The sequence below is a fragment of the Burkholderia seminalis genome (assembly GCF_001718535.1).
GTDB classification, from domain to species: domain Bacteria; phylum Pseudomonadota; class Gammaproteobacteria; order Burkholderiales; family Burkholderiaceae; genus Burkholderia; species Burkholderia seminalis.
In genome coordinates, this window is sequence record NZ_CP013399.1 from 869,143 (window position 1) to 893,488 (window position 24,346).

Here is a 24,346-nt window from a genome sequence, read left to right on the forward strand (position 1 = left end):
GCAAATCGTAAAGGCCTCGTGCACGCGCCGCTACCAGCCAGCCGTCAACGGGTGTTCACTTTTTGTGAAGGCTGAGGTTCTCGCAGCCGTGCGCCGGGCCAACGGCCTTCCCGCACCAGTTGACGGGCGACATCGGCGAGCACCACGCGCGCGGCGAGACCGGCGGGAGACAGTTCGTCATCGGAGATGCTGGCGAGCATGTTGGGCCGCGTGGCGTATTTCTCGGCGACGGGCACGCTCGTGAGTATCACGTTCTCGGGCCTTGCGAGCGCCGCGCCCGGCTGTATCGTCGCGCCGATGCCGGCGCGGACGAAGTCCATCAGGAGCGCGAGGCCGTCGACTTCGGCGACGATGTTCGGCTCGTACTCGGCGCGCCTGAATGCGGACAGCAGCAGCGAACGCAGCCCGTGCGTGCCGCTGGGGAGAATCAGCGGAAGCCTGCCGAGATGCTTGAGCCGGACGGATGCGCTCGTTGGCATGCCATCGAGATCGCCCGCGCCGATCAGGAACAGCCGCTCGTCCAGCAGCGGCAGCACGCTCCAGCGTTGCGCGGACTCCTCGCGGAACAGCACCGCGAGGTCGATCTGACGCGCGCTCAACATGGACGCCAGATAGCCGGAGAGACTTTCGACCATGTGCAACCGGACATCGGGATAGCGCGCGCGCATGGCCTGCATGAACGCGACACCCATCACGCTCGCCGTGCTCGGCGCCATGCCGACGCTGACGTGGCCCGACAGACGGGCTGAGCGTGCAGCTAGCGCGGCATCGTCGATATGACGCAGCGCGAGTTGCGCCTGACGCCAGAACGCCAAACCTGCGTCGGTCGGGACGACGCCCGCCGAGGTGCGTTGCAGCAGACGCGTGGACAGCTCGCCTTCGAGGCGGCTGATCTGCTGACTCAATGCCGAGGTCACCACGCCGAGCTCCAGCGCTGCCTTGCCCATGCTTCCGTGTTCCACGACGCTGAGAAAATATCGCAGTTGTCTGAGTTCCATTCCGCGATTGGTCAGAAGGATCGGGCTGATATTTTGACAGAAGGTCGTCGGACCATCCTCCGCTTCGAGGTCGGATTGTCATGGTCCGGCGCCGGCGCCGGCGACCGCTCCCGCGAAGAGTGCGGGCTTGCGCATGTCATGGCACGCCACGCCGGCGTCACACGCTCCGCTATCGCGCTCTGAAAAACGTGGCAAGGATGTCGTTTTCCGGCGCCCCTTGCCGCGACACGGTGCGCTTTTCCGGCCGCCCGCGCGATCGAAGCGGACCCGAGCCGGCATGCGTTTCGCTTGACCGCACTCCCGTATAAACCGCGCGAGGCCTGATCAGGTCGGGATGTTCGCGCTGTTCGAGCCCGTGCGCGATCCAGCCGATCGAACGGCCCAGCGCGAACAGGCCGAACGCGGCGCCGACAGGCAGCCGCAAATGCCGGCGTAGCGCGACGAGCGCGAAATCCACCGAAGGCTTCTGGCCAACCAGCGAACTGCCCGCCTCGATCATCGTTTTCCATTGCGGATGGCGCGGCAGCATGCGCGACAACAGAGCCGCCGCCCGCACGTCGCCACCCGGATACAGCGAATGTCCGAACCCCGGCAGGTCGTCACCGCGGTGCAGGCGCTCGCGCATCGTGCGCGCGACGTCCCGGTTGCCGATTTCATCCCACATCGCCTCGACCCGCGCGGTGGTGGCGCCGTGCCGCCCGCCGGATAGAGCGGCGAGGCCGCCGATCACGACCGCTCGCAGGCTCGCATTCGTCGATGCCACGCATCGGCCCGTGAAACTCGATGCGTTGAGTTCGTGATCCGCGCACAGGACGAGCGCGATCCGGATGAGTTCCGCGCCCGCCGGCCCCACGCCCCATGCGCGCGCGCATTGCACGTGAACGGGCGCCGCATCGAACCCGGTGCGCAACAGGCACGCGGCGAGGATCCGTACCAGATCGCCGCAACCCTGCGCCCGGCTGTCGGCCGCTTGCTGCCACACCGCCGTCGGTGCGTCGTCGGTGGCGACGGCGAACAGCGGCAGGAGCGCTTGCTCCGCGCGTTGATCGCCGTAGTGCTTGAAGAGGGTGCGCAACACCGCGGGTGCGCGGGGGACGCGAGGACCGAACGCGGTGCGCTCGTCGCATTGCCAGAGCAGCGCGGCGACTTCCTCGAGACTCGCGTGGCCGGCGAGATCGAGCGCGTTCGCGCCGCGATAGAAAAGCTGGCCGCCCTCGATCAACGTGATGCTCGATTCGAGCACGGGCGCCCCCCAGTTCAGCGCGGCTTTCGCGACCTCCTTCGGTTTGCGGCCGCGCGCACGTTCGGCCGCGAGCCGATCGACGTCCGCCGCGAAGTAGCGGCTTTCGCGCGGATTGCCCGAGGGCTCCGCACGAAGCAGGCCGCGGCTGACGTAGGCGTAAAGCGTCTGCCGCGAGACGCCCAGCTTTGCGGCCGCTTCGATCGAATTCAGGTAGGGCGACATGGCATCAGGCTCGAATCGTTCGACAGGTTGATCAGGATAATCAACGTTGACAACAAATGCGAGCGAGCCGATCGTTGCGTCACCGAAACGATTCGAGACGAACATGCGTGCCGATCAAATTTCCGGTGTTGCGACGACGGCCGGCGAGGGGCCGATATCGCATCATCTGCAGGCGCTCTGGGCCGCGCTGGGCGGCGCGCCGCACTTTCTCGAGCGTTGCCGCTTCAGCGGGTCGGGCGAGCTGCCGTCCGCGTTTCGCGTGACCGACCTGGCCAGTGCGGCGATTGGCGCGGCAGGTGCGGCCGTTGCCGAACTGGTGTGCGAATCGACCGGCACATCGCCGGCCGTTCACGTCGACCGGCGCATGGCGTCGCTGTGGTTCGGCACGTCGCTGCGCCCGTCGGGATGGACGCTGCCGCCTCAGTGGGATCCGGTGGCCGGCAACTATCGGGCGCGCGATCGCTGGATCCGTCTGCACACCAACGCACCGCATCACCGGCAAGCCGCGTTGACGGTGCTCGGCTGCGCGGCGGATGCACAGGCAGTTGCCCGGGCGGTCGGCCGCTGGGACGCCGAGGCGCTCGAAGACGCGATCGTCGGGCGCGGCGGTTGCGCGGCGGTGATGTACTCGCGGGAGGAATGGGCCGCGCATCCGCAAGGCAAGGCCGTTGCTGCCGAACCGTTGCTGCACGTTCACGCCACGCAGGCGGTAGCGTCGCGCGACTGGCAGCCGGCGCGAGACCGGCCGTTGCGCGGCATTCGCGTGCTCGACCTGACGCGCATTCTCGCCGGCCCCGTCGCGACGCGATTTCTGGCAGGGCTCGGCGCCGACGTGCTGCGCATCGATCCGTATGGCTGGGAAGAGCCAGGCACGGTGCCCGACGTCGTTCTGGGCAAGCGCTGCGCCCGGCTTGACCTGAAGCAGCCCGCGGATCTCGCTACGCTCAAGCGGCTGCTGCGCGGCGCGGATATCGTCGTCCACGGCTACCGCTCCGACGCGCTCGCGCGTCTTGGTCTCGATGCCGCGCGACGGCGCGAGCTCAATCCCGCGCTCGTCGACGTATCGCTCGATGCATACGGCTGGAGTGGCGCCTGGCGTTGCCGGCGCGGCTTCGACAGCCTTATCCAGATGAGCACGGGAATCGCCGACGCTGGCATGCGCGCGGCGGGACGCGACGCGCCGGTGAATCTGCCCGTCCAGGCGATCGACCATGCGACGGGTTACCTGATGGCGGCGTCGGCCGTACGCGGCCTGACGGCGCGGCTGAAGGACGGTGCGGGCACCGAGGTTCGCGCTTCGCTGGCGCGTACGTCGGCCGTGTTGCAGCTGCGTTCCGAGCCGATGAGCGACGTGGTCGCGTTGGTTCCCGAGACGGAGCACGATCGCGCGAATCACGTCGAAGCGACGTCGTGGGGCCCTGCAACACGGCTGCTCCCGCCGTTGCGAATCGAGGGGGCGCCGCTCGCGTGGTTCCATCCGGCACGCGCGTTGGGCGCGTATGAACCGCGGTGGCTGGATTCGAACGTCGGCCTTTGACGAGCGGAGAAGGGGGCGGACGGTATCTGATCAACCCTTTGGATTCCTTTGCAGGCTGCCGGTGCGCGGAGGACAATACCGCTGATGCACGCATCGGAGGTTGCGCACCATGGCCACATTCCAGCCCGGCGGATGGCATACCGTCACGCCACGGATCGTCGTACCGGATCCGGAAAACCTGATCGCATTCGTCCGGACGGTGTTCGACGCTCGCGGCGAATACCGTGCCGGCTTGCCGGCCGACATCCGCATCGGCGATTCGGTCGTGATGATCAGCGGCGGCGACGGTCTGCGCGATCCGATGCCGGCGTTCCTGTACGTGTACGTCGAGGATACCGACGCGATCCATCGGCGAGCGGTCGCGGCGCACGCGATCTCGCTGGAAGCGCCCGCCGACATGCCGTACGGCGACCGGCGCGCGATGGTGAAGGATCCGTGGGGAAACCTCTGGCAGATCGCCACGCATCGGCGCGACCTGTCGGCCGACGAGATCCGCGCAAGGCTCGCCGGCGGGGAATAGCCGCAATTTTTGCTGCCTAGTCTGTCGCAATCGTCAAGATTCATGTCGCGTCCAGGTAAAACCTTCCCGTTCCCCACGCCGTTATCCGGTTCGTAGCCCCGCGCCGCGTGCTCACGAGCCGTGACGCGGCGCTCGTCGTTCGTGATCCGGAATCCACATCCGCCGCGGCCCGCACCCGGCCCGCGCAAGGGAACGTCATGCGAAAACAACTCTCCATCCGCGGTGGACTCGTCGCGACCATCGCCGGTTATACCGTGCTGCTCGTGCTGGTGGTCGGCGCCTGTATCGCGGCCCTTTATATGGGCAACGATTCGCTCGAGGCGATGTACCGCGACGACACCGCTTCGCTGCTGCACCTGAAGACCAGCTCCGAGCGGATGCTCGTGTTGCGCGAACGCATGAGCGACGTGGCGCAGATCATCAGCGCGGGTCAATCGGGCAAGGAGGGCACCGCGCAGCTTCACACGCTCCTCAAGCAGAGCAATGACGAACTGGAGGCGTACACGCGCCTGCATGCGCGCGACGCGAACGAGCAGGCATTGTTCGACGCGCTGCAGAGCCGCCGGCGCGCGCTGCTCGATCGGGTGTTCCTGAAAGCGCTGTCGCAGCTCGACGGCGACGACGCGTTCAACTTCCTCGACACGCAGCGCACCGCGCCGCCGGCGCTGTTCGCCGCCTACCAGGACGCGATCGACGCGCTCGAATCGTTCCAGGTCGCGCGCCAGAAGGCCCGCTACGAGGCGGCCGGCGTGCGTTTCCACCGGATCGTGTGGGGGATGGCGGCGGTCGCCGGGCTGGCCCTTGTCGTCGGCTTTTTCGCGCAGCGCCTGCTCGCGAAGGCGATCATCGAACCGATCCATCTCGCGGTCGGCCAGTTCGAGAAAATTTCGAAAGGCGACCTGACGGGCACCGTCGTCGTCGCGGGCGAAAACGAAATGGCCTACCTGCTGAATGCGCTGAAGCGGATGCAGGACGGCCTGGTCGACACCGTGAACCAGGTACGCGCGAGCACCGAGACGATCGTCGGCGACGTCCGCACGATCGCGAGCGGCAACGTCGACCTGTCCGCGCGCACCGAGCAGCAGGCCGTGTCGCTGCAGCAGGCGGCCGCGAGCGTCGAACAACTGACGGCGGCCGTGCGCCAGAACGCGGACAACGCACGCGATGCGCGGACTTACGTCGAAGGGGCGGCCGGCATCGCGTCGCGCGGCGGCGAGGCGATGCAGCGCGTCGTCGAGACGATGTCCGCGATTTCGACCAGCTCCGCGCGGATTTCCGGCATCGTCGGCACGATCGAAAGCATCGCGTTCCAGACCAACATCCTGGCGTTGAACGCGGCGGTCGAAGCCGCGCGCGCGGGCGAGCAGGGGCGCGGGTTCGCGGTCGTCGCGACGGAGGTGCGCGGGCTCGCGCAGCGCTGCGCGTCGGCGGCGAAGGAAATTCGCGACCTGATCGGCAGTGCCGCGCGGCGGGTCGAAGACGGCAGCGGCCTCGTCACGCTGGCCGGCTCGGCGATGAGCGAGCTCGTCGCCGCGGTCGAGCGTGTCAACGCGATCATGGGGGAGACCAGCAACGCGTTCGAAGAGCAGTCGGCGGGGATCGAGCAGGTGAACGCCGCGGTCATCCAGATGGAGCAGACGATGCAGCGCAATGCGGCGCTGGTCGAGGAGGCCGCCGCCGCGGCGCTGTCGCTCGATGAACAGGGTTCGCGGCTGAGCGCGGCGGTCGCGCAATTCCGTCTGCGCGACGAGGCCGTCGCGTGAGGCAGGATCGTGTGGCGGTATCGCCCTGAGCGCCACACCGCGCGTTGCCGGGTAATGCATGGCCGAAGCGGTACGCGTGCCGGCCGTTGCCGATGGAGGCAGTCGTTTGCCTGATGCGCGGGCAGCGAGGCAACAGGATTCGACGTCGGGTCGCGAACGTGCCGAGCATGGGGGATAATCGGCGTCCCCTCTTCGACCCTCCGCGCCCGTGACGACTTCTGCGTTCGCCCCCTTTCAGGATCTGGCTCATACCTTGCTCGCTCAGTGGCCCGACGCTCATGGCGACGGCGCCCACGACACGTCGCATCTGCAGCGCGTGTGGAAGAATGCCGCCGCGATTCATGCCGAGGAGGGCGGCGACGCCGAAGTGCTGTGTGCGGCAACGCTGTTGCACGACTGCGTCGCGGTCGAGAAAGATTCCCCGTTGCGCGCACAGGCGTCGCGGCTGTCGGCGGAAAAGGCGCGGCGGGTGCTGAAGTCGCTTGGCTGGCCGGATGCGAAGATCGACGCCGTCGCGCACGCGGTCGAAGCGCACAGTTACTCTGCCCGTATCGCGCCGAGGACACTGGAAGCCAAGGTGCTGCAGGATGCCGACCGGCTCGATGCGATCGGCATGGTGGGCGTCGCGCGCTGCTTTTATGTCGCGGGCCGGATGGGCAGCGCGTTGTATGACCCGGCCGATCCGCATGCCGCGAATCGGGCGCTCGACGACACGCGATTCGCGATCGACCACTTCCGCACGAAGCTGCTGAAGCTGGCAACCGGTTTCCAGACCGTCACCGGTACGCGCATGGCGAACGTTCGTCGCGAGCGGTTGCAACACTTTCTCGACGCGTTTTTCGACGAGATCTGAGGGCGCCGCTTCAATCGCCGCCGGATCGATACAGCGCGTTCAGCTGCGACAACTCGTCGAGGAACCGGTCCTTGAGCGCCTGCGGCCCGAGGATCTTCACGTGCGCGCCGAAGCCCAGCAACTTGCGCGCGCCGTGCTCGATCGATTCGATGGGCATCAGGAATGCGTTCCATCCCGGCGGCACGTCCGCATTGCCGGCCTCATGCCCGGCCGGCGCGGCCTCGATCCGCGCATTGGCCAGCCAGGTTGCGCCGCGCGGCGATAGGGCGACATGGGCGGTGAGCCGGTGGAGATCGGCTTCGACCCGGTTCATCGCGTCACGCCAGTGCGCGGCCAGGTCGAATCGCGCGGGGCGCCTGAAACGGCGGCGCGTCGTGTTGAATTCGCGGATGTTCGCGAGCCGGAAAGTGAGCGCGGCGGGTTTGCCGACTACCCTCGCGATCAGATACCAGGCCCCGCCCTTGAGCACGAGGCCGAGCGGTTCGAGCGCGCGGCGGGACACACCGCGCCAGCTCTGGTACGTCACGTCGATGCAATACGCACCCCACACCGCATCGGCGGCTTCACGCAGGAACGCGGGCGTTTCCTGCGCGCGGTACCAGTCCACGGTGTCGACGTGCAGCCGGCTCGCGACGCGATCAGCCTGCTCGCGCGAGGCCGGCGGCAGGCTGGCGATCATCTTCAGCCGCGCGGAAGCCGCCATGCCGTCGAGCCCCAGTTCACTCGCCGGCCCGGGCAAGCCCGCGAGGATCAGCGCGCGCGCTTCGTGTTCGGTGAGCCCCGTCAGATCGGTGCGCCAGCCGTCGCGCAACTGAAATCCGCCGTTGCGGCCGCGCTCGCCCCAGATCGGCACACCGGCCGTCGAGAGCTGGTCGATATCGCGCAGGATCGTGCGCTCGGACACTTCCAGCGCTTCGGCAAGCGCCGGCGCGGTCATTCGGCCGCGCGCTTGCAGCATCATCATGATCGACAACAGGCGGCTCGCTTTCATACGCGACACGTTACCTCAAATACATGACACTGGATGTCATGTTTTCAAGCATACGCTTCGTCGCATCACTGACCCGTTCCACTGTAGCGGAGACGAACCATGAAGATCATTTCAGGACCGCTGAGCATGTTCGGCGCCAAGGTCGAGATTGCGGCGCACGAGAAAGGCATCGATTTCGAGCGGGTGATGGTGCCGTTCAGTCAACAGCGCGGCTACGAACCGAAGCATCCGGACGTCTTGCGTGTCAACCCGAAGCGCCAGGTGCCCGTGCTGATCGACGGCAATCTGGAGATCTTCGATTCCACGCAAATCTTCGAGTATCTCGAGGACCTGAAGCCGCAGCCCGCGTTGTGGCCCGCGCAACCGGCGGCGCGCGCCGTGGCGCGTCAACTCGAACACGGCAGCGATGAAGTCTATTTCCCGCACGTCGTCCGGCTGATGGGGCTCGAGCGCACGCCGGACGACCCGGCGGCGCAGGCCGCGCGTGCCGAGGCGGCGCAATACTATCGACGCATGGAGCGCGTGCTCGCGGATCGGGATTTTCTGGCCGGCGCCTACTCCTATGCCGACATCGCGTTCTACATGGCGCAATTGTTCGGCGCACGCAAGGGCGCGCCGATGACCGACGACACGCCGAACCTGCTCGCGTGGCGCGAACGGATGACGGCTCGCCCCGCCGTGCGCAAGGTGGCCGGTGCGATGGCGGCGTATCTTGCGTCGATCGGGGAAGCCGTTCCCGGGTTTCTGCGCGAACTTTGGTAGCGGCTGTCGCACGACGGCCGCATGATCGCGCGGCGCCGAGCGCCGGAGCGCCGCACGAACGTAGTCCGACGTGTTCCTCTACTCCGGGCCTTGACCTTGAAGTCGACTTAAAGCTTAGAGTGCTTGCTGACGACAGTGAATCAGCAGCTTCGGGTGTCGACTGCCACGGTCGATCATCGACGAGAGGCGACGAGCATGGACAGGCGATTGACGCAGGTCGGGCTCGGTGCGTCGACGGTCATGCGGCTCGACGTGGTCAAGGATGCGCAACGGGTCCTGAACCTACAGACGCCCCTGAAAACCTTCGATGCCCCCGGAATGCCACGCTGACGATAGGGATGCGCGACGCGCGCGCACGCACCGGAGGAGCCACTCATGCAGCAACCCGCCTATGATCTCGTCGTATTTGGCGCCACCAGTTTTGTCGGGCAGATCCTGTCCCGCTATCTGTCCGACTACCTGCCGGACGCCGGCGAGACGCTGCGCTGGGCGATCGCCGGCCGCTCGGAGGCGAAGCTCAGGCAAGTCAGGGAGGCGCTCGGCGCGGCCGGGCAGTCGGTGCCGATCATCGTGGCGGACGCGGCCGACGAAGCGCAGCTTCGGGCGCTGTGCGCGCAAACGCGGGTGGTCGTGTCGACCGTCGGGCCGTACGCCCTTTACGGGGAACCGCTCGTCAGGGTCTGTGCGCAAACCGGCACCGACTACTGCGACCTCACCGGCGAGACGCAGTGGATCAGGCGGATGATCGACCGGTACGAGCCCGCGGCCCGGCAATCGGGCGCGCGCATCGTGCATTGCTGCGGCTTCGATTCGGTGCCGTCGGACATGGGCGTTTTCTTCCTGCAGCAACACGCGCGGCGGCAGTGGGGCATGCCGGCCGGGCAGGTGAAGATGCGCGTCCGCACGCTGAAGGGCGGCGCGTCGGGCGGCACCGTGGCGAGCGTGATCAACGTCGTGCGGGAAGCGGCGGCCGATCCCGCGTTGCGCCGCGAATTGCTCGATCCTTATTCGCTGTGCCCGAAAGGGCATGGCTTTACGGCGCGGCAGCATGCGGTTCGGTCCGCCGAATTCGATCGCGATTGCGATGCGTGGATCGCCCCGTTCGTGATGGCGGCGATCAACGAGCGCGTCGTGCATCGCTCCAATGCGCTGGCCGGCAATGCGTACGGCAGCCGCTTCACCTATGACGAAGCCGTGATGACGGGCGCGGGCCTCAGGGGCCGCCTGACCGCGCTGACGATGGTCGCGGGACTCGGCGCGTTCATGGTGGGCATCCTCGTCAAGCCGGTGCGTAGCCTGATGGAGCGCTTCCTGCTGCCGAAGCCCGGCGAGGGACCGAGCGTCGAGGCCCAGCAGGCCGGCCGCTACGACTTGCGTTTCTTCGGTCGGGCCGACGACGGGCGGATCTTGCGCGTGAAAGTCACCGGCGATCGCGATCCGGGTTACGGGTCGACCGGCAAGATGCTCGGGCAGGCGGCCCTCAGCCTCGCGCTGGATGGCAGCGCCGACGGTGTCAAGCGCGGGCGCGGCGGCGGCTTCTGGACGCCCGCGACGATGTTCGACGAGCGCTATATCGAGCGCCTGGTTCGCCATGCCGGGTTGCGCTTCGAGGTGATCTGAGCGTAATCCACCTGCGATTGAAGAAGTAGGGTAAAGATCGCGCCGCTCACGACGCCCGGTCGCGTTTGCCGGCGCCCGTGCGGGCGGTCGTCTCGTCCAGGATCGTCGCGGCGAATTCGGCGGCGGCCGGCATCCGGGCGTCATGCATCATCACGAATGCCATGTCCGGCAGTGCCGGCAAACCCTCGGCCACGCCCAGCTCGCGGAGGGTGTCGTCGATCGCGCTGCGCGGCACCGGGGCGATCGCGACACCCGCTCGCGCGAAGGCCCGGATGCCGGTCACGCTCGGGCTTTCGCACGCGATCCGGTAGTCCATGCCGGCCAGCGCGAGTGCCTTGATCGCGGCGCCGCGGTAAGGGCACGGATCGGGGAAACATGCGAGCGGCACGTCGCCTTCCGGAAGCGGCTCGTGGCGCGCAAACGCCCAGGCCAGCGGCTCCTGCCACAACGTCGCGCCCTGGCCGGCATGCGAGCACCGGCTGCCGATCACGAGATCGAACTCGCCGTTTGCGTACCGTTGGAACAAGCTGTCGCCGATGTCGACGACCAGATCCATCCGCAGGCCGCGCCGCGCGGCGCCATGGCGTCGCATCAGGTCCGGCAGCCAGCCTTCCGCGACATCCTCCGACACGCCGATCCGCAACTTGATGTCGACGGCGTCGCCTTTTCCCAGTTTCGCCCGCGCTTCCTCGCTCAGGTTGAGCATCGCGCGTGCATAGCCGAGCAGTGTCTCGCCATGCGCGGTGGGCGTGACGCTGCGCGTATTGCGGACGAACAGGGCGCGGCCGACCTGCTCCTCGAGCCGAACGATCTGCGCGCTGACCGCGGACTGGCTGAGGTTCAGCCGATGACCGGCACCGGTAAAGCTTCGTATGTCGGCGACCGCAACAAACGTATGAAGCAATGCCGTGTCGAGGGGAGGATTCATTGATCATCAATCCAGGTTAATTCGATCAATTAATATCGTTTCCGGATTATAAGCCGACCCGATACGCTGCGAGTCGCAGTGGGCGATCGCGCATCCCGCGCGTCGCCGTCACTCGTCGCAAGGATTGGCTCCATGACACGCGTGCTCTATATCGAAGGCTCCCCCAACAAGGCATATTCGGCGTCCATCGACGTGTGCAACGCATTTCTCGATGCGTACCGGCATGCGCATCCCGATCATGACATCCAGAAACTCGATATCTGGGACGTGGCGTTGCCCGAATTCGATGCGGCCGCGCTGGCCGCGAAGTATGCCGGACTGGGCGGCACGGCGCTGACGCCGGAACAGGCGGCGGCGTGGCAGCAGATCGAACGGCTCGCGGCGCCGTTCCACGAAGCGGACAAGTTCCTGTTCGGCGTGCCGCTGTGGAATTTCAGCATTCCGTACAAGCTCAAGCACCTGATCGACGTGATCTCGCAGAAAGACGTGCTGTTCACGTTCGACGGCACGGGTTTCAGCGGCAAGCTGGCCGGCAAGAAGGCGGCGGTCGTGTATGCGCGCGGGCTCAGCTATGAGGCGCCGGGTTCGTTTACGCCGGCCGCCGCGTTCGACCTGCAGCGTCCGTACATGGAAACGTGGCTGAAGTTCGTGGGCGTGACCGACCTCACCGGGATTGTCGTGGAGCGCACGTTGTTCGGCCCGGACGGGAAGATCGATCGCAGTCGCGCGCTCGACGAAGCCCGGACGATCGCGCGCACGTTCTGACGTTGCCGCATGGTCGGCGGTCAGGTCAGCGCCCGCCGCGCGCGATGGCGAGCGCGACGCCGAATCCCACGAGCAGGCAACCGAAGGTGCGGTCGATCCAGTGGCGCAAGGACAGCAGGCGATCGCGGACGGCCGTCGCCGAAAAGCAGACGGCCACCAGGCTGAACCAGCCGGCATGCGCGACCGCGATGAACGCGCCATAGCCGATCTGTACGATCAGCGGCGTGTCGGGCCGCACGGCCTGCATGAACAGGCTGACGATGAACACCGTGGTTTTGGGGTTCAGCGCGTTGGTCAGGAAACCGGTGCGTAATGCGGCGAGATCGGACAGCGGGGCCGCCGGCGTGTCGGGTTGCCTGGCGTGGGCCTTGGCCATGAGCATCTTGACGCCCAGGTAGACCAGGTAGATCGCGCCGATCAGCTTGATGGCGTTGAAGAGCCACAGCGATTGACGGATCAGCAGCCCGATGCCCAGCAGCGTGTAGCTCACGTGAACCGTGACGCCCAGCCCGATTCCGAGCGCGGTGAGCACGCCGGCGCGGCGCGACAGCATGAGGCTGTTGCGCGTGACCATCGCGAAGTCCGGGCCCGGGCTGATGACGGCCAGCAACGTGATGGTGACTACAACTATCAATTCGGTCATCGCTTTTCCTTTCGGTTGGAGTCTTGATGGCACAATCTTAGCCACCGTATTCCATCAGGAAAAACGATGATTTCTGACGACGATCGTGAGTTTGACTCACAATCGACCCGTGCGAACCTGCCGTCGCTGATGGCGCTGCGCTGTTTCGAGGCGGCGGCGCGTCACGAGAATTTCAGCCGTGCGGCGGACGAGCTGTGCGTGACCCACGGCGCGGTCAGCCGCGCGGTGCGTCTGCTCGAGGAGGATCTCGGCGTGGCGCTTTTTCTGCGGCGCAGTCGTCGCGTATTCCTGACCGATGCAGGACGCAAGCTGGCGCAGGCCGTTCACGACGGCCTCGGCCTGATGCGTCGTGCCACGCAGGAATTGCGTGGCGAGGCTGAGCGTGCCCGGCGGTGGGTACTGTCGTGCGAGCCGACGCTGCTGATGCGCTGGCTGATCCCGCGCTGGCCGGATTTCCAGGCGCGACAGGCGGATGTCGATATCCACCTGGTTGCCGCGGGCGGGCCGTTTTCGTTCGACAGCGGGATCGACATGGCGATTCGCCGCAACGATTTCACGTGGCCGGCGGGGTATCACGCGGAGCCGTTGTTCGCCGAGCAGGTGGGGCCGGTTTGTCGACCGGACAAAGCCGGTGCGTGGTTTGCCGCGCGCCGCGGCCAGCGTTCGTTGAAGCAGGAGGCGCCGCTCCTGCATACGCGGACCCGGCCGAATGCGTGGAAGGAGTGGGCGGTGGCGGCCGGTCTGCCGGCCGCGAGCAGGCGCGGGCAGACGTTCGATCATTTCTATTTCAGCCTGCAGGCGGCCGTTGCGGGGCTGGGGGTGGCGATCGGGCCGTGGCATCTCGTGCGCGACGACATCGAAAGCGGTGTGCTGGTCGCGCCGATGGGATTCGTCGAGGATGGCTCGCATTACTGCCTGCTGACGCCGGCGCCGGTGGTGGACGGGAGCGTACCGGGGGCGTTGTTGAGGTGGTTGCGGGCGGTAGTGTGATGGGGGGAGTTGGGGAGCGGAAATGGGCCGTGCGTGGCGAACTCGATCGGGGGTGTCGATCCATTCCGGCCCTGACGGCAGGGTCCGAGGTCAAACGGTCGTTCCGTCTCGTCCCGGAACGCCGGCTGCTCGGCGGGGCTCCAGCGTGCGCGGAAGTGCGACTTCATGCGGAGCAGCCCACCGCACACGCCAGCCGTCGGGATTGGCCGACATCGATTCGGCTACGCGTATTTGTCGCCGACCGTACTGCGAATCGGATGGGTGTCGTAGACGATGATCATCCGTTCGATGCGCCCCGCGGTGTCGAACTCGAACACGTCGACGCACTCGAAGTGCGCCACCGAGCCGTCTTTCAGCGCCCAGTCGTAGATGAAGTAGCCTGTCGCACGTCGAGCCCCGCTCGTGCTGACGCAGATATCGATCGGTGTAATCTTGCTTGCTCCCGACGCGGCGGCAACCTTCGAAAAGAAGCGCTCAGGGTGCATCCAGCCGAGAAATGGCGAGAAAATCTGCGCGTCCGGCGTAAAGAGCGCGCAGATGGCATCGACATCGCCTCGCTCCAGTTCCCGAAGGTAAGCGCGAACCTGTTCCGTATATAGTGAGGCCGACGTTGAGCCCAAGATTATCCTCCGATCATTCGTTGACAACCCCGTTCATTCGCGTGAACGGGGCATCCGGTAGACGCACGATAGCGACGCACCGATGACTGAACAATCGAAAAATTTGCAAGCCGGGTATGCGGCGCATGCATACCCGCTGGCCGACCTGACGCGGCCCCTGCCGCCGTTGGCGGCGATTCAGTCGTTCGTCGCCGCGGCGCAGCTCGGCAGCGTCAGCAAGGCCGCGGATCACCTGTGCCGTACGCAAGGCGCGGTGAGCCGCCAGATACAGCAACTGGAAACGCATTATCGATGCGCACTCTTCGTGCGCCATGTATCGGGTCTCACGTTGACGGCGGAAGGAAGCGAGCTGCTGACGGTCGCGGTCAACGTGCTCACGCAACTGGTTCAGCACGCGGACGTGCATGCACGGGCGACCTCGGTGCTCACGTTGAAGTTGCCGTCCACGTTCGCCATTCGCTGGCTGCTCCCGCGGCTGCCGGACATTCATCGCGCGATGAGCGGTACGGAACTTCGTATTTCGACATCCGCGGACGATACGCCGGATTTCACGACGCCCGACGTCGATGCCGTCATTGTGCGCGGCACGGGGCAGTGGACCGGCATGGAAGCGGTACCGCTCTTTTCCGAGATGCTCACGCCGATGTGCGCGCCCGCATTGGCCGCATCGCTTCAATCCGTTGCCGACCTTGCGCAGGTCGATTTGCTTCATCCCGGGCCCAGCCACGCGGAGTGGCGATGCTGGCTCGATCATGTCGGGACGCGCCAGATCGATGCGGGACGCGGACTGGTATTCGATACCCTCGAATTGACGCTCGCGGCATCGGTGGAAGGGCACGGCGTGGCCATCGGCGACCCGCGAATGGCACGAGACCGACTCCGTGCCGGATCGCTGGTGACGCCGTTTGCGGACGTGGTTCCGGACGGCCTGTCCTACTTCCTCGTCTATCCGCCTCAACGTGCGGCACAACCGAAAATTCGCGCCCTCGCCGACATCTTGCTGCGACTTGCGCGAGAAGACTGATTGACAGGCGAGCGTCCGATGCGGCGCGGTAACGGCTGGACTGCAGTGAACATTTCGCGGCGCCTTTCAACCCGCTTCCTGCATCGGAAGGACAATCACGAGGTCGAGCGATGCAACTTCAAACCGGTAACCTGTTCAGTGTCGAAGGGCAACGCGGCGGCGACGAGCGGATCGATCTCCTCGTCAGGGCACAGCACCTGAATGTCGAGCGGATCGTGTCGATGGGACACACGAGCCCGGATGGATTCTGGTATGACGACGCGCGTGCCGAATGGGTCGTCTTGCTGTCGGGCGCGGCCGTGCTCGAATTCGAAGAAGGTTCGACGCGGCACGAGATGCATCCGGGCGACTATGTGCTGATCGAACCGCATTGCCGCCATCGTGTTGCGTGGACGCATGAAGAAACGCAAACCGTCTGGCTTGCGATTTATTACGAACGATGAGGAAGGAATTGGCGTGCGGCGGGCCGAATGAGACAAATGGGTATTAACCCGGAGCGGTCTTTGAATCCCGCCGGTATCGATGCCCCACTCGCCGGACAGCGCGCTGAACCGCGCGCCGGTACGCGCCGAAAATCTTATTCCTGGATCAGGAATCGATTGCGGTTCTTCGCATCCTTGATCCATGCCGGCGCGCGACCGCGGCCCGACCAGGTTGCACCGGTCTTCGGGTCGCGATACTTCGCCTGCACGGGCGCCGCTGCCTGCTTGGCCGGCCGACCACGACGCGTGCCGAAAATGTCCTTTTCGGTAATGCCGTATTCCGCGACCTTGGCACGGATGTCGTCGACGATCGCCTGGAATTCGGCGATGCGCGCGGCTTCGGCCTTTTCGGCCAAAGCGTCCATTTGGGCTTTCAGTTCCTTGTAAGTCGCCATATATCGCTCATCAGGTTGTGTGTTCACATGATAGCGGTTTCAACCGGAAATGATGAAAAAAATCTCGCCGACTACGAATTACGGTGTCGATATCGCGCGCGGGACTGCTTCGAACACCTGATAAGTGTGTCAATTGCGTCATTTTCGGCGGATGGGTGCCTTCGGGACAAGATTCGGGGACTCAATTATTCTTTATCTTTTTTATGAAGGATCGGGGAATTCACGGATGAACAGAGACGATAAGCTGAAACAGATCGCGGCCGATTTCGGATTCGATCCGGACGCGGAAATCAGGATCGGCGGAAAGTACACGCCCGTTCTGGTCGATGGAAGGACGGCCTATATCTCAGGCCAGATTCCGCGAATCGGGGAAGTCGTGCATTTCGTCGGTATCGTCGGCGAATCCGTTTCGCTGGACGACGGCCGCCGTGCGGCCGGCATATCGGCGCTGCGTGCGCTGTCGCTGATTCGCAAGCATTGCGGCACGCTCGATGCGATCGCGACGGTGCCGCGCATCACCGTTTATGTGCGCAGTGCACCCGGCTTCACGATGCAAAGCGAAGTGGCCGACGGCGCGTCCGACGTCCTGTACGCCGTGCTCGGCGATGCCGGCGTCCACACGCGTTCGTCGGTCGGCGTGCTGCAGTTGCCCAAAGGCGCGGCGGTGGAAGCCGATTTCATTTTCGGGCTGAACCGCGACGACGCCACACGCTGATCGCCCGCCGGTCCAACGATGGGGCAACCTTGTGCGTCAGCGTGGCATCGTCCGCGAGCGTGCGGCGTCGGGGGTCATGCCGGTCCATTCGTTGAACGCGCGGAAGAACGAGTTCGGATCCTGGTAGCCGAGCAGGAACGCGATCTGGCTGTAGGGGAGTTCCGAGCGATCGAGGTAGTGCCACGCGAGCTTCTCGCGGACATCGGCCAGGATGGTCTTGAAGGTCGCGCCGTCGTCGCCGAGCCGGCGTTGCAGCGTGCGCTTGCTGATCGCAAGCGTCCGTGCGACGTCGTCCGCGGTGGCGAGGCCGCCCGGGATCAATTCGAGCAGTGCCGCGCGCACGCGTTCGACGATACCCGCGCCCGCCGACAGCGCGTCGAGGCGGCGGCGCAGATCGGGTTCGAAGATTGCCCACATCGCATGGTTGGCCGTCACGAACGGACGCCGCGCGTCCTGCAGCGCGAAGCTCACGGCGGGCGCGTCGCCGTATTGCGGTGCCACGCCGAAAAAACGCGCATAGCCGGGATGCGGCGCGAGGCCGCGCGGCAGCGTGACGGCGCGGGCGGGCAATGCGGTGCGGGTTGCCAGCCGCGCCAGCTTCACGAAGAAGCCCAGTTCGGCCGCGAGCAGCATGCCGGGCGGCGGCACCTCGCGTTCGAGGAAGTCGACGGCGAGCACGAGCGCGTCGGCATCGTGCGTGACGTGCACGCGCATCGGGCCGATCAGCGGCTTGAACTGGCCGATGCGCCGGATGGCGACCTCCAGGTCCGGACTGCACAGCGCGGCGAACAACAGCGGGTCGAAGGCCTCGACGGAGAGCAGGTCGAGGAGGCGCAGCGCGACGGCCGGCACGCCGGCCAGCTCCTCCACCGCCTGCCACATGCGGAAGTACTCGCGGGTGGTCAGCCCGTTCCCGGGCCGCGCGAACAGATCGGCGGGCAATTGCGCGCGCCGCAGCAGTTCGTCGGTACGCAGGCCGAGGTCGGCCATCACGATCTGGTAGCCCGGTAAAATCGCGAAGCGGTTCATCGCCGCAATTGCCCGGTTTCGACGAACTGCTGAAAGAAGTCGTTCATCGACTCGGCGAGCGGGCGATAGCGCAGGCCGAGTTCGTTGCGACTGCGGCTGTTGTCGCCGCGCCAGGGAAGCCCGACGTTGCGCGCGATCACGCGGCGCGTCACGCCTTTGTTCGCGAGCGGACCGACCAGCCACACGAGCCATTTGGGCAGGATGCGCCGCGGAATCGGGTAGTCGGCGCCATACCGCTCGAGCAGCGTGGCGGCCATCGCCGGCAGGCTGGTATCGTGACCGGACACGATGTAGCGGCCGTTGGCGCTCGCCAGAAACGCGGCCCGGACGTGCGCATCGGCGACGTCGCGTACGTCGACCGCGCCCAGGCCGAGATTCGGCACGCCCGCTTTCATCGTGCCGTTGCCCATCTGCCGCACGATCTCGAAGCTTTCCGACGTGGCGTACGGATTGATGCCGGGGCCGATCACGAGCGACGGATTGATGGTCACGAGATCCCAGCGGTGCTGCGCGCCGGCGATTTTCCACGCTTCGCGCTCCGCCACGGTCTTCGAATACGAATACGGCTGATGGGCGAGCGACGAGCTGGTGTTCCAGATCGCCTCGGTGAACACGCCGTTCGGCGTCGCGGCGAGATCGGCATTGTCGCCGTAGATCGCCGCGCAACTGCTGGTCAGCACGACGCGCCGCACCGACGGTGTGCGGTTGGCCGTTTCGAGCACGTTGCGCGTGCCGAGCAGCGCCGGATCGACGAGTTCCTTCTGCGGGTCGCGAACGGTGACCGTGAACGGCGACGCGGTGTGGAACACGATGCCGCAACCGGCCATCGCAGCCGCGTACGAGCCGGGTTCGAGCAGATCGGCGCGGAAAAAACGGATCGTGCCGGGTGTGCCCGCCGCGATGCGCTGGAGGTGCTTCAGCTTGTCCGGGCTGTCGGGGTCGCGGACGGCCGCGTGGACCGTCAGGCCGGCCTCGAGAAGCCGTTGCACGAGCCGGCCCGCGACGTATCCGGTGGCGCCGGTCACCATCACGGGGAGGTCGGTATCGATATTCATGGGCGTGGGTTCCGTGGCAGAGGCGATGCGTCATGATGCCGCCTTTTACGCGCCAATTCACTTGCAAAGCGCGCCAATCGGCATGCAAGGTGCGACAGGCGGCGCGATGCCCGCTGCCCGCGTCGACATGGACAGTGGCGCGCTGGACCGGCTCCATGCGCTGTCTGACGTGCCGCCGGCTCCACGACGGACGGTCGCCGATCGCCGTCGCGGACGGCCCGTGGCAGACCTGGCATCAGGCGTTGCGGACGCAACCGGTGCCCGTGAACCTGACGTGCCGCGACGGTGCAAGGCAAACGCGTCCGAATTGCGGGCCGCATCGCGCCTGAACCCCGATCCGGTCGAATTCGCACCGCCGTCTTATCGGCGGGAGGTGCCCCGCCTCCGGCATTTCCGTAACCCGTCGCGCAAACGATATCGGCCGGCATCCCCATTTTTGGGGATGCCGGCGAGGGCCGGTGCGCCTACGATTGACGACAGTGCACCGGGGAGCGGATGTAACGAAAACAAACGAACAGGCCTGCCATTCCGTGTCGATTGCATGCGATCGTCCGCGCAGTTGAACGACACGGCCGTTGCATGCGGACGACGCACGGCGTGGGCGGTGCATCGTTGGCATCGCGGCACGATGGCGCTGACGACGGAAGGCCTGATGTCGTATTTCGGGGAATGGCAATCAATATGCTGGCAAGAGACTACGTGGAACGAGAGCTTTCTCACATCCAGAGAATGGTGGCTCTCCTGGACAGCGATGCGATCGCTGACGACGTATCGATGTCGGGCGCGGCGCGCGTCCGGCATCCGAGCTACTGGCGCGGGCGCATCGAGGAACTGCTGTCGGCGCCCGACGTGCCGCGTCACGTCAGGAAGCTCAGCGAAGCCGTGCTCGCGAAGATCGACGAACTGGAATCGCGGCTCGCGACGATGAAGTAAGCACCCCATTGCTTATTCGCGCGCCATCACGTCGAGCAGCGCCGCGCGAAACGCAGCCATCTCCAGAGCGGTGCCGATCGATACGCGCAGGTACTCGGGCGGCCCGGACTCGCGAATCAGGACACCGTGGCGCAGGAGTCCGCTCCAGATCCGGTGGCGATCCGCAAACTTGCCGAACATCACGAAGTTCGCGTCCGAATCGGCGACCGCGAGGCCCCGGCCGCGCAGCCAGCACACGGTCGCGTCGCGCTCGACCTTGATCGCGTCGACCTGCGACAGCATTTCGTCACGCGCGGCGAGCGCCGCGCAGGCCGCCGCCTGCGTCAACGCGGACAGGTGATACGGCAGGCGAACCCGCTTCAGCGCGTCCACGATCGCCGGCGCGCATGCGCAATACCCGATGCGGCCCCCCGCGAACTTGAATGCCTTGCTCAACGTACGCGTCACGATCAGCCGCGGATGGTCGGGCAGCAGCGTCACCGCGCTGCGGACGCCGTGACGACGGAATTCCGCATACGCTTCGTCGACGACGACCACACCCGGCGCGAGGTCGAGAATCGCGCGGATGTCGTCGATCGGCAGCGCGGTTCCCGTCGGGTTGTTCGGTGACGTGAGCAGGATCACGCTCGGCCGGTGTTCGCGGATGCCGTCGAGCGCCCGATCGAGGTCCAGCGAGAAATCCTCGTCGCGCGGCAACGTGTGCAGGCGCGTGAAGGTCGTCCGGCAGTATTCGTCATACATCGGATACGCGGGCGTAAAGGCCAGCACCGAGCGCCCCGGGCCGCCGAATGCCTGCAGGATCTGCTGGATCACCTCGTTCGACCCGTTGGCCGCCCAGACGCGGGTCGCGTCGACCGGCACGCCGGTGTCGTGCGTCAGGTAGGCGGCGAGATGCGATCGCAGTTCGGCGAAGTCGCGATCGGGATAGCGGTTCGCGTCGCGCGCCGCATCGGCCACCGCGGTCGCGATGCGTTCGACGAGCGCCGGCGACGGCGGATACGGATTCTCGTTGACGTTCAGGCGGACCGGCACGTCGAGCTGCGGCGCGCCGTACGCATGCCGCAGCGTCAGATCGTCCCGCAGCGGCAAATCCGACAGGGCAATGTCTTTCCACGGTTGTTGCATTGAAAACACTCCGGACGTTATCGATGGGGCGGCGCAGCGGGCTTTTTCGGCGGCAAAAAACAAAAAAGGCGCCGGAGGCGCCTTGGTTGTCGTGTTGACCGGGGAGCTACCCGATCGATGACTGGATGCGAAACGACCCACGGCGCAATGGAGGGCGGCCGTGGTGATGGTGCAGCGAGGACGTGGCGTTTCGGATCGTCATGCGCTGCATCATGGCATACCCTGATCCGGATGAAAAGCCGGCCGCGGCGCGGTTCGTGCCGGCGTCGGCCGCGCTGTCTTGCCAGGATTGCCAATACATCAGACGAGAAACGGTAACAAACGTGGTATTTCAGACCAAACGTACCCGGTTAATTTGAACGATCTCGTTCATTGAGTAAGATGCGCTGAAGACGTTCGACAGAAACGCACGGCGCGGGGTAGCCAGATGCAACTGAACGGATTGATTCAATCGGCGTGGATCGACGACATCTACGCGGCGGCACTGGGCGATCAACGATGGGAAGCGGTGCTGGACGGGCTGCGATCGTCGGTCGGTGTGCGCATGGCCACGCTGCTGTCGTTCGACGACAAGGCGAGGGTGCCGGCGATCGAGCAGGCGGCCGGCGACGACGCGTCGTGGGTCGCCGCGTGCTACCACAGCTACAACACCGAGTTCTACCTGTACGACCCGGTCGTGCCGATCGCTGCCGACTGGCCGACGGGGCGCTGGTTCGAGGACGTCAAGCACCTGTCCGCGCACCAGCGCGCGCACAGCGTGTTCTATCAGGAATTCATGCACCCGTTCGGGCTCGGCAGCATCTCGGGGCTGTACATCCATCGCGGCGAAGGCTCGGGCGCGTTCCTCAGCGTGCAGGGCGGCCCTGAATCGCAGGGGCTGTCCGACGATCAGCGCCGCATGATCGAAATCATGGGCGCGCACATCAGCCGCGCGCTGCGGATTCAGGCGCGCATCGGCGAACTCGAAGCGCGCGTGGCCGCCGCGGAATCGGCGCTCGACGCGATTCCGGTGCCGGTGTTCCTGCTCGGCGCGCGGCGCGAGCTGCGCTATACGAACCGTGCGGCCGATCAACTGATCGCCGCCGAACCGGCGCTGCGGGTCGTGAACGGGCGTTTCGCGCCGGAAGGATGCGTCGACGACGCGCAATGGCGGCATGCGTTCGCGCGCGGCGGGCTGCTGCTGCGGCGGACGACGGGCGAGCCGCTGCCGCTGGCGTTGATCCCCGTTCCCGAACAGTCGCACCTTGCGCGCGAACGGCCGGGCGTGACGGCATTGATGACCGCCGCGGACCTGCGCGCGCCGTCGGCGCGCGCGCAGCGATTGCGCGTGTTCTACGGGCTGTCGTCGGCCGAAGCCGACCTCGCGGTGCTGCTGTGCTGCGACGGGCGCTCGCCGCAGGAATGCGCGGCGCTGCGCGGCGTGTCGATCGGTACGGTCCGCGCGCAGATCAAGTCGATCTACACGAAGACGGACGTGGCGCGCGCGGCGCAGCTGACGTCGCTGGTCATGCAGACGTGACGATGCGTGACGGCCGGCCCGACCCTGCGGTGCGCGGCAGGCCGTCGCGTCCGGCCGGATTCACTCGAGCCCGCCCTGGCACAGGTACTTGATCGACAGGTAATCGTCGAGGCCGTAGCGCGAGCCTTCGCGGCCGTAGCCCGATTCCTTCACCCCGCCGAACGGCGCGGCCTCGCTCGCGAGCGCGCCTTCGTTGATGCCGACGATGCCCGTTTCGAGCCGCGCCGACACGCGCGCGATGCGCCGCACGTCCTGCGTGTAGAAATACGCGGCGAGCCCGAACGGCGTATCGTTCGCGGCGCCGACGGCCTCGTCCTCGGTATCGAAGCGGAACAGCGCCGCGATCGGGCCGAACGTTTCCTCGCAGTTCAGTTGCATGTCGGCGGTCGCGTCGGCGAGCACCGTCGGGGCATAGAAGTTCGGGCCGAGTTCGGCCAGACGCTTGCCGCCGGCGAGCACGCGCGCGCCGCGTTCGACGGCGTCGCCGACGTGGCGGGCGATCTTGTCGACCGCACGCGCGTTGATCATCGGGCCGATCTGCGCGGCCGGGTCGGTCGCCGGCGCGACCTTCAGCGCGGCGACGCGTGCCGCGAGCTTCGCGGCGAACGCGTCGTAGACGCCGCACTGCACATACACGCGATTCGGCGACACGCAGGTCTGGCCGCCGTTGCGGAACTTGGACGCCATCAGCCCGTCGACCGCGCTATCGAGCTCGGCATCGTCGAACACGATGAACGGCGCATTGCCGCCGAGCTCCAGCGACAGCTTCTTCAGCGTCGCCGCCGATTCGCGCGCGAGCAGCTTGCCGACGGGCGTCGATCCGGTGAACGTGATCTTGCGCACGCGGCCGTCCGCGAGCCAGTCGGCCACGGCCGCGACCCCGCGCTCGCGCGAGGCGGCGATCAGGTTCAGCACGCCGGGCGGCACGCCGGCTTCCTGCGCGAGGAAGGCGAGCGCGAGCGCGGTCAGCGGCGTGTCTTCCGCCGGCTTCGCGACGACCGTGCAGCCGGCCGCGAGGGCGGGCGCGATCTTGCGCGCGATCATCGCGAGCGGGAAATTCCAGGGCGTGATCGCGGCGACGATGCCGATCGGTTCCTTGACCGCGCTCAGCCGTTTGCCGCGCTGCTGCTGCGGAATCAGGTCGCCGTACGTGCGCGTCGCTTCCTCGGCAAACCACAGCACGTACGACGCGCCGTAGGCGACTTCGCCGCGCGCTTCGGCGAGCGGCTTGCCCTGTTCGCGCGACATCAGCTTCGCGAGATCGTCGGTGTGCGCGATGATCGCCGCGTGCCACGCGCGCAGGATCGCGGCGCGTTCGCGAGCGGGCGTCGCGCGCCATGCGGGCAGCGCGCGTGCCGCCGCGTCGGTCGCGGCGCGCGCGTCGGCGGCTCCGCTGTCGGGTGCGTGGGCAACGGTCTCGAGCGTCGCCGGATCGGTGACGTCGAAGCGTGCGCCGTCGAGCGCATCGCGCCAGGTACCGTCGATCAGGTTGGCGGTACGCAGCAGTTCGGTTCGGGACAGCGTAAGCGGCATGACAGGTCCTTGGATGAAGCGGTTCGGCGGCGGCGCGGGCGCGCGACTACCCCGCGCGGACAGCACGCTGCCGCGTTCGAG

General features: G+C 66.6%; 24 protein-coding genes and 1 pseudogene. 14 read left to right on the forward strand and 11 right to left on the reverse strand.

The window, feature by feature from the left end; all coding sequences use genetic code 11:
* Nucleotides 1–44: 44 nt before the first annotated feature.
* Both WJ12_RS19665 and WJ12_RS19670 read right to left on the reverse strand, forming a co-directional pair.
* Nucleotides 45–998, reverse strand: a complete 954-nt coding sequence (locus WJ12_RS19665) for a LysR family transcriptional regulator (protein WP_049035751.1) — start codon at nt 996–998, stop codon at nt 45–47.
* Nucleotides 999–1,167: 169 nt separating this feature from the next.
* Nucleotides 1,168–2,463, reverse strand: a complete 1,296-nt coding sequence (locus tag WJ12_RS19670; protein WP_059562436.1) for a citrate synthase family protein — start codon at nt 2,461–2,463, stop codon at nt 1,168–1,170.
* Between the two features lie 103 nt (nt 2,464–2,566).
* On the opposite strand from WJ12_RS19670, the gene WJ12_RS19675 reads away from it, so the two are divergent.
* The 4 genes from WJ12_RS19675 (at nt 2,567) to WJ12_RS19690 (ending at nt 7,136) form a co-directional block, all read left to right on the forward strand.
* Nucleotides 2,567–4,000: a CoA transferase gene (locus tag WJ12_RS19675; RefSeq protein ID WP_059562439.1), complete on the forward strand. Its 1,434-nt coding sequence runs from the start codon at nt 2,567–2,569 to the stop codon at nt 3,998–4,000.
* Between the two features lie 109 nt (nt 4,001–4,109).
* Nucleotides 4,110–4,520 carry a VOC family protein gene (locus tag WJ12_RS19680; RefSeq protein ID WP_059562442.1) on the forward strand — a complete coding sequence of 137 codons (411 nt, stop codon included), beginning with the start codon at nt 4,110–4,112 and terminating at the stop codon, nt 4,518–4,520.
* Between the two features lie 197 nt (nt 4,521–4,717).
* Nucleotides 4,718–6,283 (forward strand): methyl-accepting chemotaxis protein, encoded by a 1,566-nt coding sequence (locus WJ12_RS19685; protein WP_059562445.1) that lies wholly within the window; start codon nt 4,718–4,720, stop codon nt 6,281–6,283.
* Nucleotides 6,284–6,491: 208 nt separating this feature from the next.
* On the forward strand, nt 6,492–7,136 hold the full coding sequence (locus WJ12_RS19690; RefSeq protein ID WP_059562447.1) for an HD domain-containing protein: 645 nt from the start codon (nt 6,492–6,494) through the stop codon (nt 7,134–7,136).
* A 10-nt stretch (nt 7,137–7,146) separates the two neighbouring features.
* On the opposite strand, the gene WJ12_RS19695 is transcribed toward WJ12_RS19690, so the two are convergent.
* Nucleotides 7,147–8,127, reverse strand: coding sequence for a helix-turn-helix transcriptional regulator (locus tag WJ12_RS19695; protein WP_059562450.1), 981 nt, complete (start codon nt 8,125–8,127; stop codon nt 7,147–7,149).
* A 99-nt stretch (nt 8,128–8,226) separates the two neighbouring features.
* Here WJ12_RS19695 and WJ12_RS19700 point away from each other — a divergent pair, with 99 nt between their 5' ends.
* From WJ12_RS19700 to WJ12_RS19705, 3 genes and pseudogenes are all read left to right on the forward strand, one after another.
* Nucleotides 8,227–8,889 (forward strand): glutathione S-transferase family protein, encoded by a 663-nt coding sequence (locus WJ12_RS19700; protein WP_059562452.1) that lies wholly within the window; start codon nt 8,227–8,229, stop codon nt 8,887–8,889.
* Between the two features lie 219 nt (nt 8,890–9,108).
* Nucleotides 9,109–9,219 (forward strand): annotated as a pseudogene (locus WJ12_RS36630) (acetoacetate decarboxylase); the annotation flags it as partial.
* A 45-nt stretch (nt 9,220–9,264) separates the two neighbouring features.
* A complete protein-coding gene (locus WJ12_RS19705; RefSeq protein ID WP_059562455.1) occupies nt 9,265–10,509 on the forward strand; it encodes a saccharopine dehydrogenase family protein in 1,245 nt (414 codons plus the stop codon).
* A 46-nt stretch (nt 10,510–10,555) separates the two neighbouring features.
* Here the strand turns inward: WJ12_RS19705 and WJ12_RS19710 are convergent, their stop codons facing one another.
* Nucleotides 10,556–11,437 (reverse strand): LysR substrate-binding domain-containing protein, encoded by an 882-nt coding sequence (locus tag WJ12_RS19710; protein WP_049036223.1) that lies wholly within the window; start codon nt 11,435–11,437, stop codon nt 10,556–10,558.
* 132 nt (nt 11,438–11,569) lie between these two features.
* Between WJ12_RS19710 and WJ12_RS19715 the strand changes: the two genes are divergently transcribed.
* Nucleotides 11,570–12,202 carry an FMN-dependent NADH-azoreductase gene (locus WJ12_RS19715; protein ID WP_059562458.1) on the forward strand — a complete coding sequence of 211 codons (633 nt, stop codon included), beginning with the start codon at nt 11,570–11,572 and terminating at the stop codon, nt 12,200–12,202.
* Between the two features lie 25 nt (nt 12,203–12,227).
* Here WJ12_RS19715 and WJ12_RS19720 read toward each other — a convergent pair whose 3' ends face one another.
* Entirely contained in the window at nt 12,228–12,845 is a 618-nt protein-coding gene (locus WJ12_RS19720) for a LysE family translocator (protein ID WP_059562461.1), read from the reverse strand.
* 66 nt (nt 12,846–12,911) lie between these two features.
* On the opposite strand from WJ12_RS19720, the gene WJ12_RS19725 reads away from it, so the two are divergent.
* Nucleotides 12,912–13,835 (forward strand): LysR family transcriptional regulator, encoded by a 924-nt coding sequence (locus WJ12_RS19725; RefSeq protein WP_059562464.1) that lies wholly within the window; start codon nt 12,912–12,914, stop codon nt 13,833–13,835.
* 221 nt (nt 13,836–14,056) lie between these two features.
* Here WJ12_RS19725 and WJ12_RS19730 read toward each other — a convergent pair whose 3' ends face one another.
* Entirely contained in the window at nt 14,057–14,455 is a 399-nt protein-coding gene (locus WJ12_RS19730) for a nuclear transport factor 2 family protein (protein WP_175026832.1), read from the reverse strand.
* Between the two features lie 82 nt (nt 14,456–14,537).
* Between WJ12_RS19730 and WJ12_RS19735 the strand changes: the two genes are divergently transcribed.
* A complete protein-coding gene (locus WJ12_RS19735; protein ID WP_059562467.1) occupies nt 14,538–15,479 on the forward strand; it encodes a LysR substrate-binding domain-containing protein in 942 nt (313 codons plus the stop codon).
* 110 nt (nt 15,480–15,589) lie between these two features.
* Nucleotides 15,590–15,922 (forward strand): cupin domain-containing protein, encoded by a 333-nt coding sequence (locus tag WJ12_RS19740; RefSeq protein ID WP_049036215.1) that lies wholly within the window; start codon nt 15,590–15,592, stop codon nt 15,920–15,922.
* A gap of 134 nt (nt 15,923–16,056) precedes the next feature.
* Here the strand turns inward: WJ12_RS19740 and WJ12_RS19745 are convergent, their stop codons facing one another.
* Nucleotides 16,057–16,356, reverse strand: a complete 300-nt coding sequence (locus WJ12_RS19745; protein ID WP_034191881.1) for an H-NS histone family protein — start codon at nt 16,354–16,356, stop codon at nt 16,057–16,059.
* Nucleotides 16,357–16,582: 226 nt separating this feature from the next.
* On the opposite strand from WJ12_RS19745, the gene WJ12_RS19750 reads away from it, so the two are divergent.
* Nucleotides 16,583–17,071 (forward strand): RidA family protein, encoded by a 489-nt coding sequence (locus tag WJ12_RS19750; RefSeq protein WP_059562470.1) that lies wholly within the window; start codon nt 16,583–16,585, stop codon nt 17,069–17,071.
* Nucleotides 17,072–17,107: 36 nt separating this feature from the next.
* Here the strand turns inward: WJ12_RS19750 and WJ12_RS19755 are convergent, their stop codons facing one another.
* Complete coding sequence (locus tag WJ12_RS19755; protein WP_059562473.1) at nt 17,108–18,100, reverse strand: AraC family transcriptional regulator; 993 nt, start codon at nt 18,098–18,100, stop codon at nt 17,108–17,110.
* On the reverse strand, nt 18,097–19,155 hold the full coding sequence (locus WJ12_RS19760; RefSeq protein WP_034191878.1) for an NAD-dependent epimerase/dehydratase family protein: 1,059 nt from the start codon (nt 19,153–19,155) through the stop codon (nt 18,097–18,099). Before WJ12_RS19760 ends, WJ12_RS19755 begins: the two co-directional genes overlap by 4 nt.
* Before the next feature lie 681 nt (nt 19,156–19,836).
* Between WJ12_RS19760 and WJ12_RS19765 the strand changes: the two genes are divergently transcribed.
* Nucleotides 19,837–20,088: a hypothetical protein gene (locus tag WJ12_RS19765; protein WP_034191877.1), complete on the forward strand. Its 252-nt coding sequence runs from the start codon at nt 19,837–19,839 to the stop codon at nt 20,086–20,088.
* Between the two features lie 12 nt (nt 20,089–20,100).
* Here the strand turns inward: WJ12_RS19765 and WJ12_RS19770 are convergent, their stop codons facing one another.
* Entirely contained in the window at nt 20,101–21,213 is a 1,113-nt protein-coding gene (locus WJ12_RS19770; RefSeq protein ID WP_059562477.1) for a histidinol-phosphate transaminase, read from the reverse strand.
* A 427-nt stretch (nt 21,214–21,640) separates the two neighbouring features.
* Between WJ12_RS19770 and WJ12_RS19775 the strand changes: the two genes are divergently transcribed.
* Nucleotides 21,641–22,732: a helix-turn-helix transcriptional regulator gene (locus WJ12_RS19775; RefSeq protein WP_059562479.1), complete on the forward strand. Its 1,092-nt coding sequence runs from the start codon at nt 21,641–21,643 to the stop codon at nt 22,730–22,732.
* Between the two features lie 60 nt (nt 22,733–22,792).
* Here the strand turns inward: WJ12_RS19775 and WJ12_RS19780 are convergent, their stop codons facing one another.
* Entirely contained in the window at nt 22,793–24,265 is a 1,473-nt protein-coding gene (locus tag WJ12_RS19780; RefSeq protein ID WP_059562482.1) for an NAD-dependent succinate-semialdehyde dehydrogenase, read from the reverse strand.
* Nucleotides 24,266–24,346 lie beyond the last annotated feature (81 nt).

Coding starts and splice junctions, on each gene's coding strand:
- WJ12_RS19700 (WP_059562452.1), top strand. CDS start 8,227: ATGAAGATCATTTCAGGACCGCTGAGCATGTTCGGCGCCAAGGTCGAG.
- WJ12_RS19750 (WP_059562470.1), top strand. CDS start 16,583: ATGAACAGAGACGATAAGCTGAAACAGATCGCGGCCGATTTCGGATTC.
- WJ12_RS19715 (WP_059562458.1), top strand. CDS start 11,570: ATGACACGCGTGCTCTATATCGAAGGCTCCCCCAACAAGGCATATTCG.
- WJ12_RS19725 (WP_059562464.1), top strand. CDS start 12,912: ATGATTTCTGACGACGATCGTGAGTTTGACTCACAATCGACCCGTGCG.
- WJ12_RS19775 (WP_059562479.1), top strand. CDS start 21,641: ATGCAACTGAACGGATTGATTCAATCGGCGTGGATCGACGACATCTAC.
- WJ12_RS19670 (WP_059562436.1), bottom strand. CDS start 2,463: ATGTCGCCCTACCTGAATTCGATCGAAGCGGCCGCAAAGCTGGGCGTC.
- WJ12_RS19680 (WP_059562442.1), top strand. CDS start 4,110: ATGGCCACATTCCAGCCCGGCGGATGGCATACCGTCACGCCACGGATC.
- WJ12_RS19685 (WP_059562445.1), top strand. CDS start 4,718: ATGCGAAAACAACTCTCCATCCGCGGTGGACTCGTCGCGACCATCGCC.
- WJ12_RS19765 (WP_034191877.1), top strand. CDS start 19,837: ATGCTGGCAAGAGACTACGTGGAACGAGAGCTTTCTCACATCCAGAGA.
- WJ12_RS19745 (WP_034191881.1), bottom strand. CDS start 16,356: ATGGCGACTTACAAGGAACTGAAAGCCCAAATGGACGCTTTGGCCGAA.
- WJ12_RS19735 (WP_059562467.1), top strand. CDS start 14,538: ATGACTGAACAATCGAAAAATTTGCAAGCCGGGTATGCGGCGCATGCA.
- WJ12_RS19710 (WP_049036223.1), bottom strand. CDS start 11,437: ATGAATCCTCCCCTCGACACGGCATTGCTTCATACGTTTGTTGCGGTC.
- WJ12_RS19720 (WP_059562461.1), bottom strand. CDS start 12,845: ATGACCGAATTGATAGTTGTAGTCACCATCACGTTGCTGGCCGTCATC.
- WJ12_RS19675 (WP_059562439.1), top strand. CDS start 2,567: ATGCGTGCCGATCAAATTTCCGGTGTTGCGACGACGGCCGGCGAGGGG.
- WJ12_RS19695 (WP_059562450.1), bottom strand. CDS start 8,127: ATGAAAGCGAGCCGCCTGTTGTCGATCATGATGATGCTGCAAGCGCGC.
- WJ12_RS19665 (WP_049035751.1), bottom strand. CDS start 998: ATGGAACTCAGACAACTGCGATATTTTCTCAGCGTCGTGGAACACGGA.
- WJ12_RS19755 (WP_059562473.1), bottom strand. CDS start 18,100: ATGAACCGCTTCGCGATTTTACCGGGCTACCAGATCGTGATGGCCGAC.
- WJ12_RS19740 (WP_049036215.1), top strand. CDS start 15,590: ATGCAACTTCAAACCGGTAACCTGTTCAGTGTCGAAGGGCAACGCGGC.
- WJ12_RS19760 (WP_034191878.1), bottom strand. CDS start 19,155: ATGAATATCGATACCGACCTCCCCGTGATGGTGACCGGCGCCACCGGA.
- WJ12_RS19770 (WP_059562477.1), bottom strand. CDS start 21,213: ATGCAACAACCGTGGAAAGACATTGCCCTGTCGGATTTGCCGCTGCGG.
- WJ12_RS19780 (WP_059562482.1), bottom strand. CDS start 24,265: ATGCCGCTTACGCTGTCCCGAACCGAACTGCTGCGTACCGCCAACCTG.
- WJ12_RS19705 (WP_059562455.1), top strand. CDS start 9,265: ATGCAGCAACCCGCCTATGATCTCGTCGTATTTGGCGCCACCAGTTTT.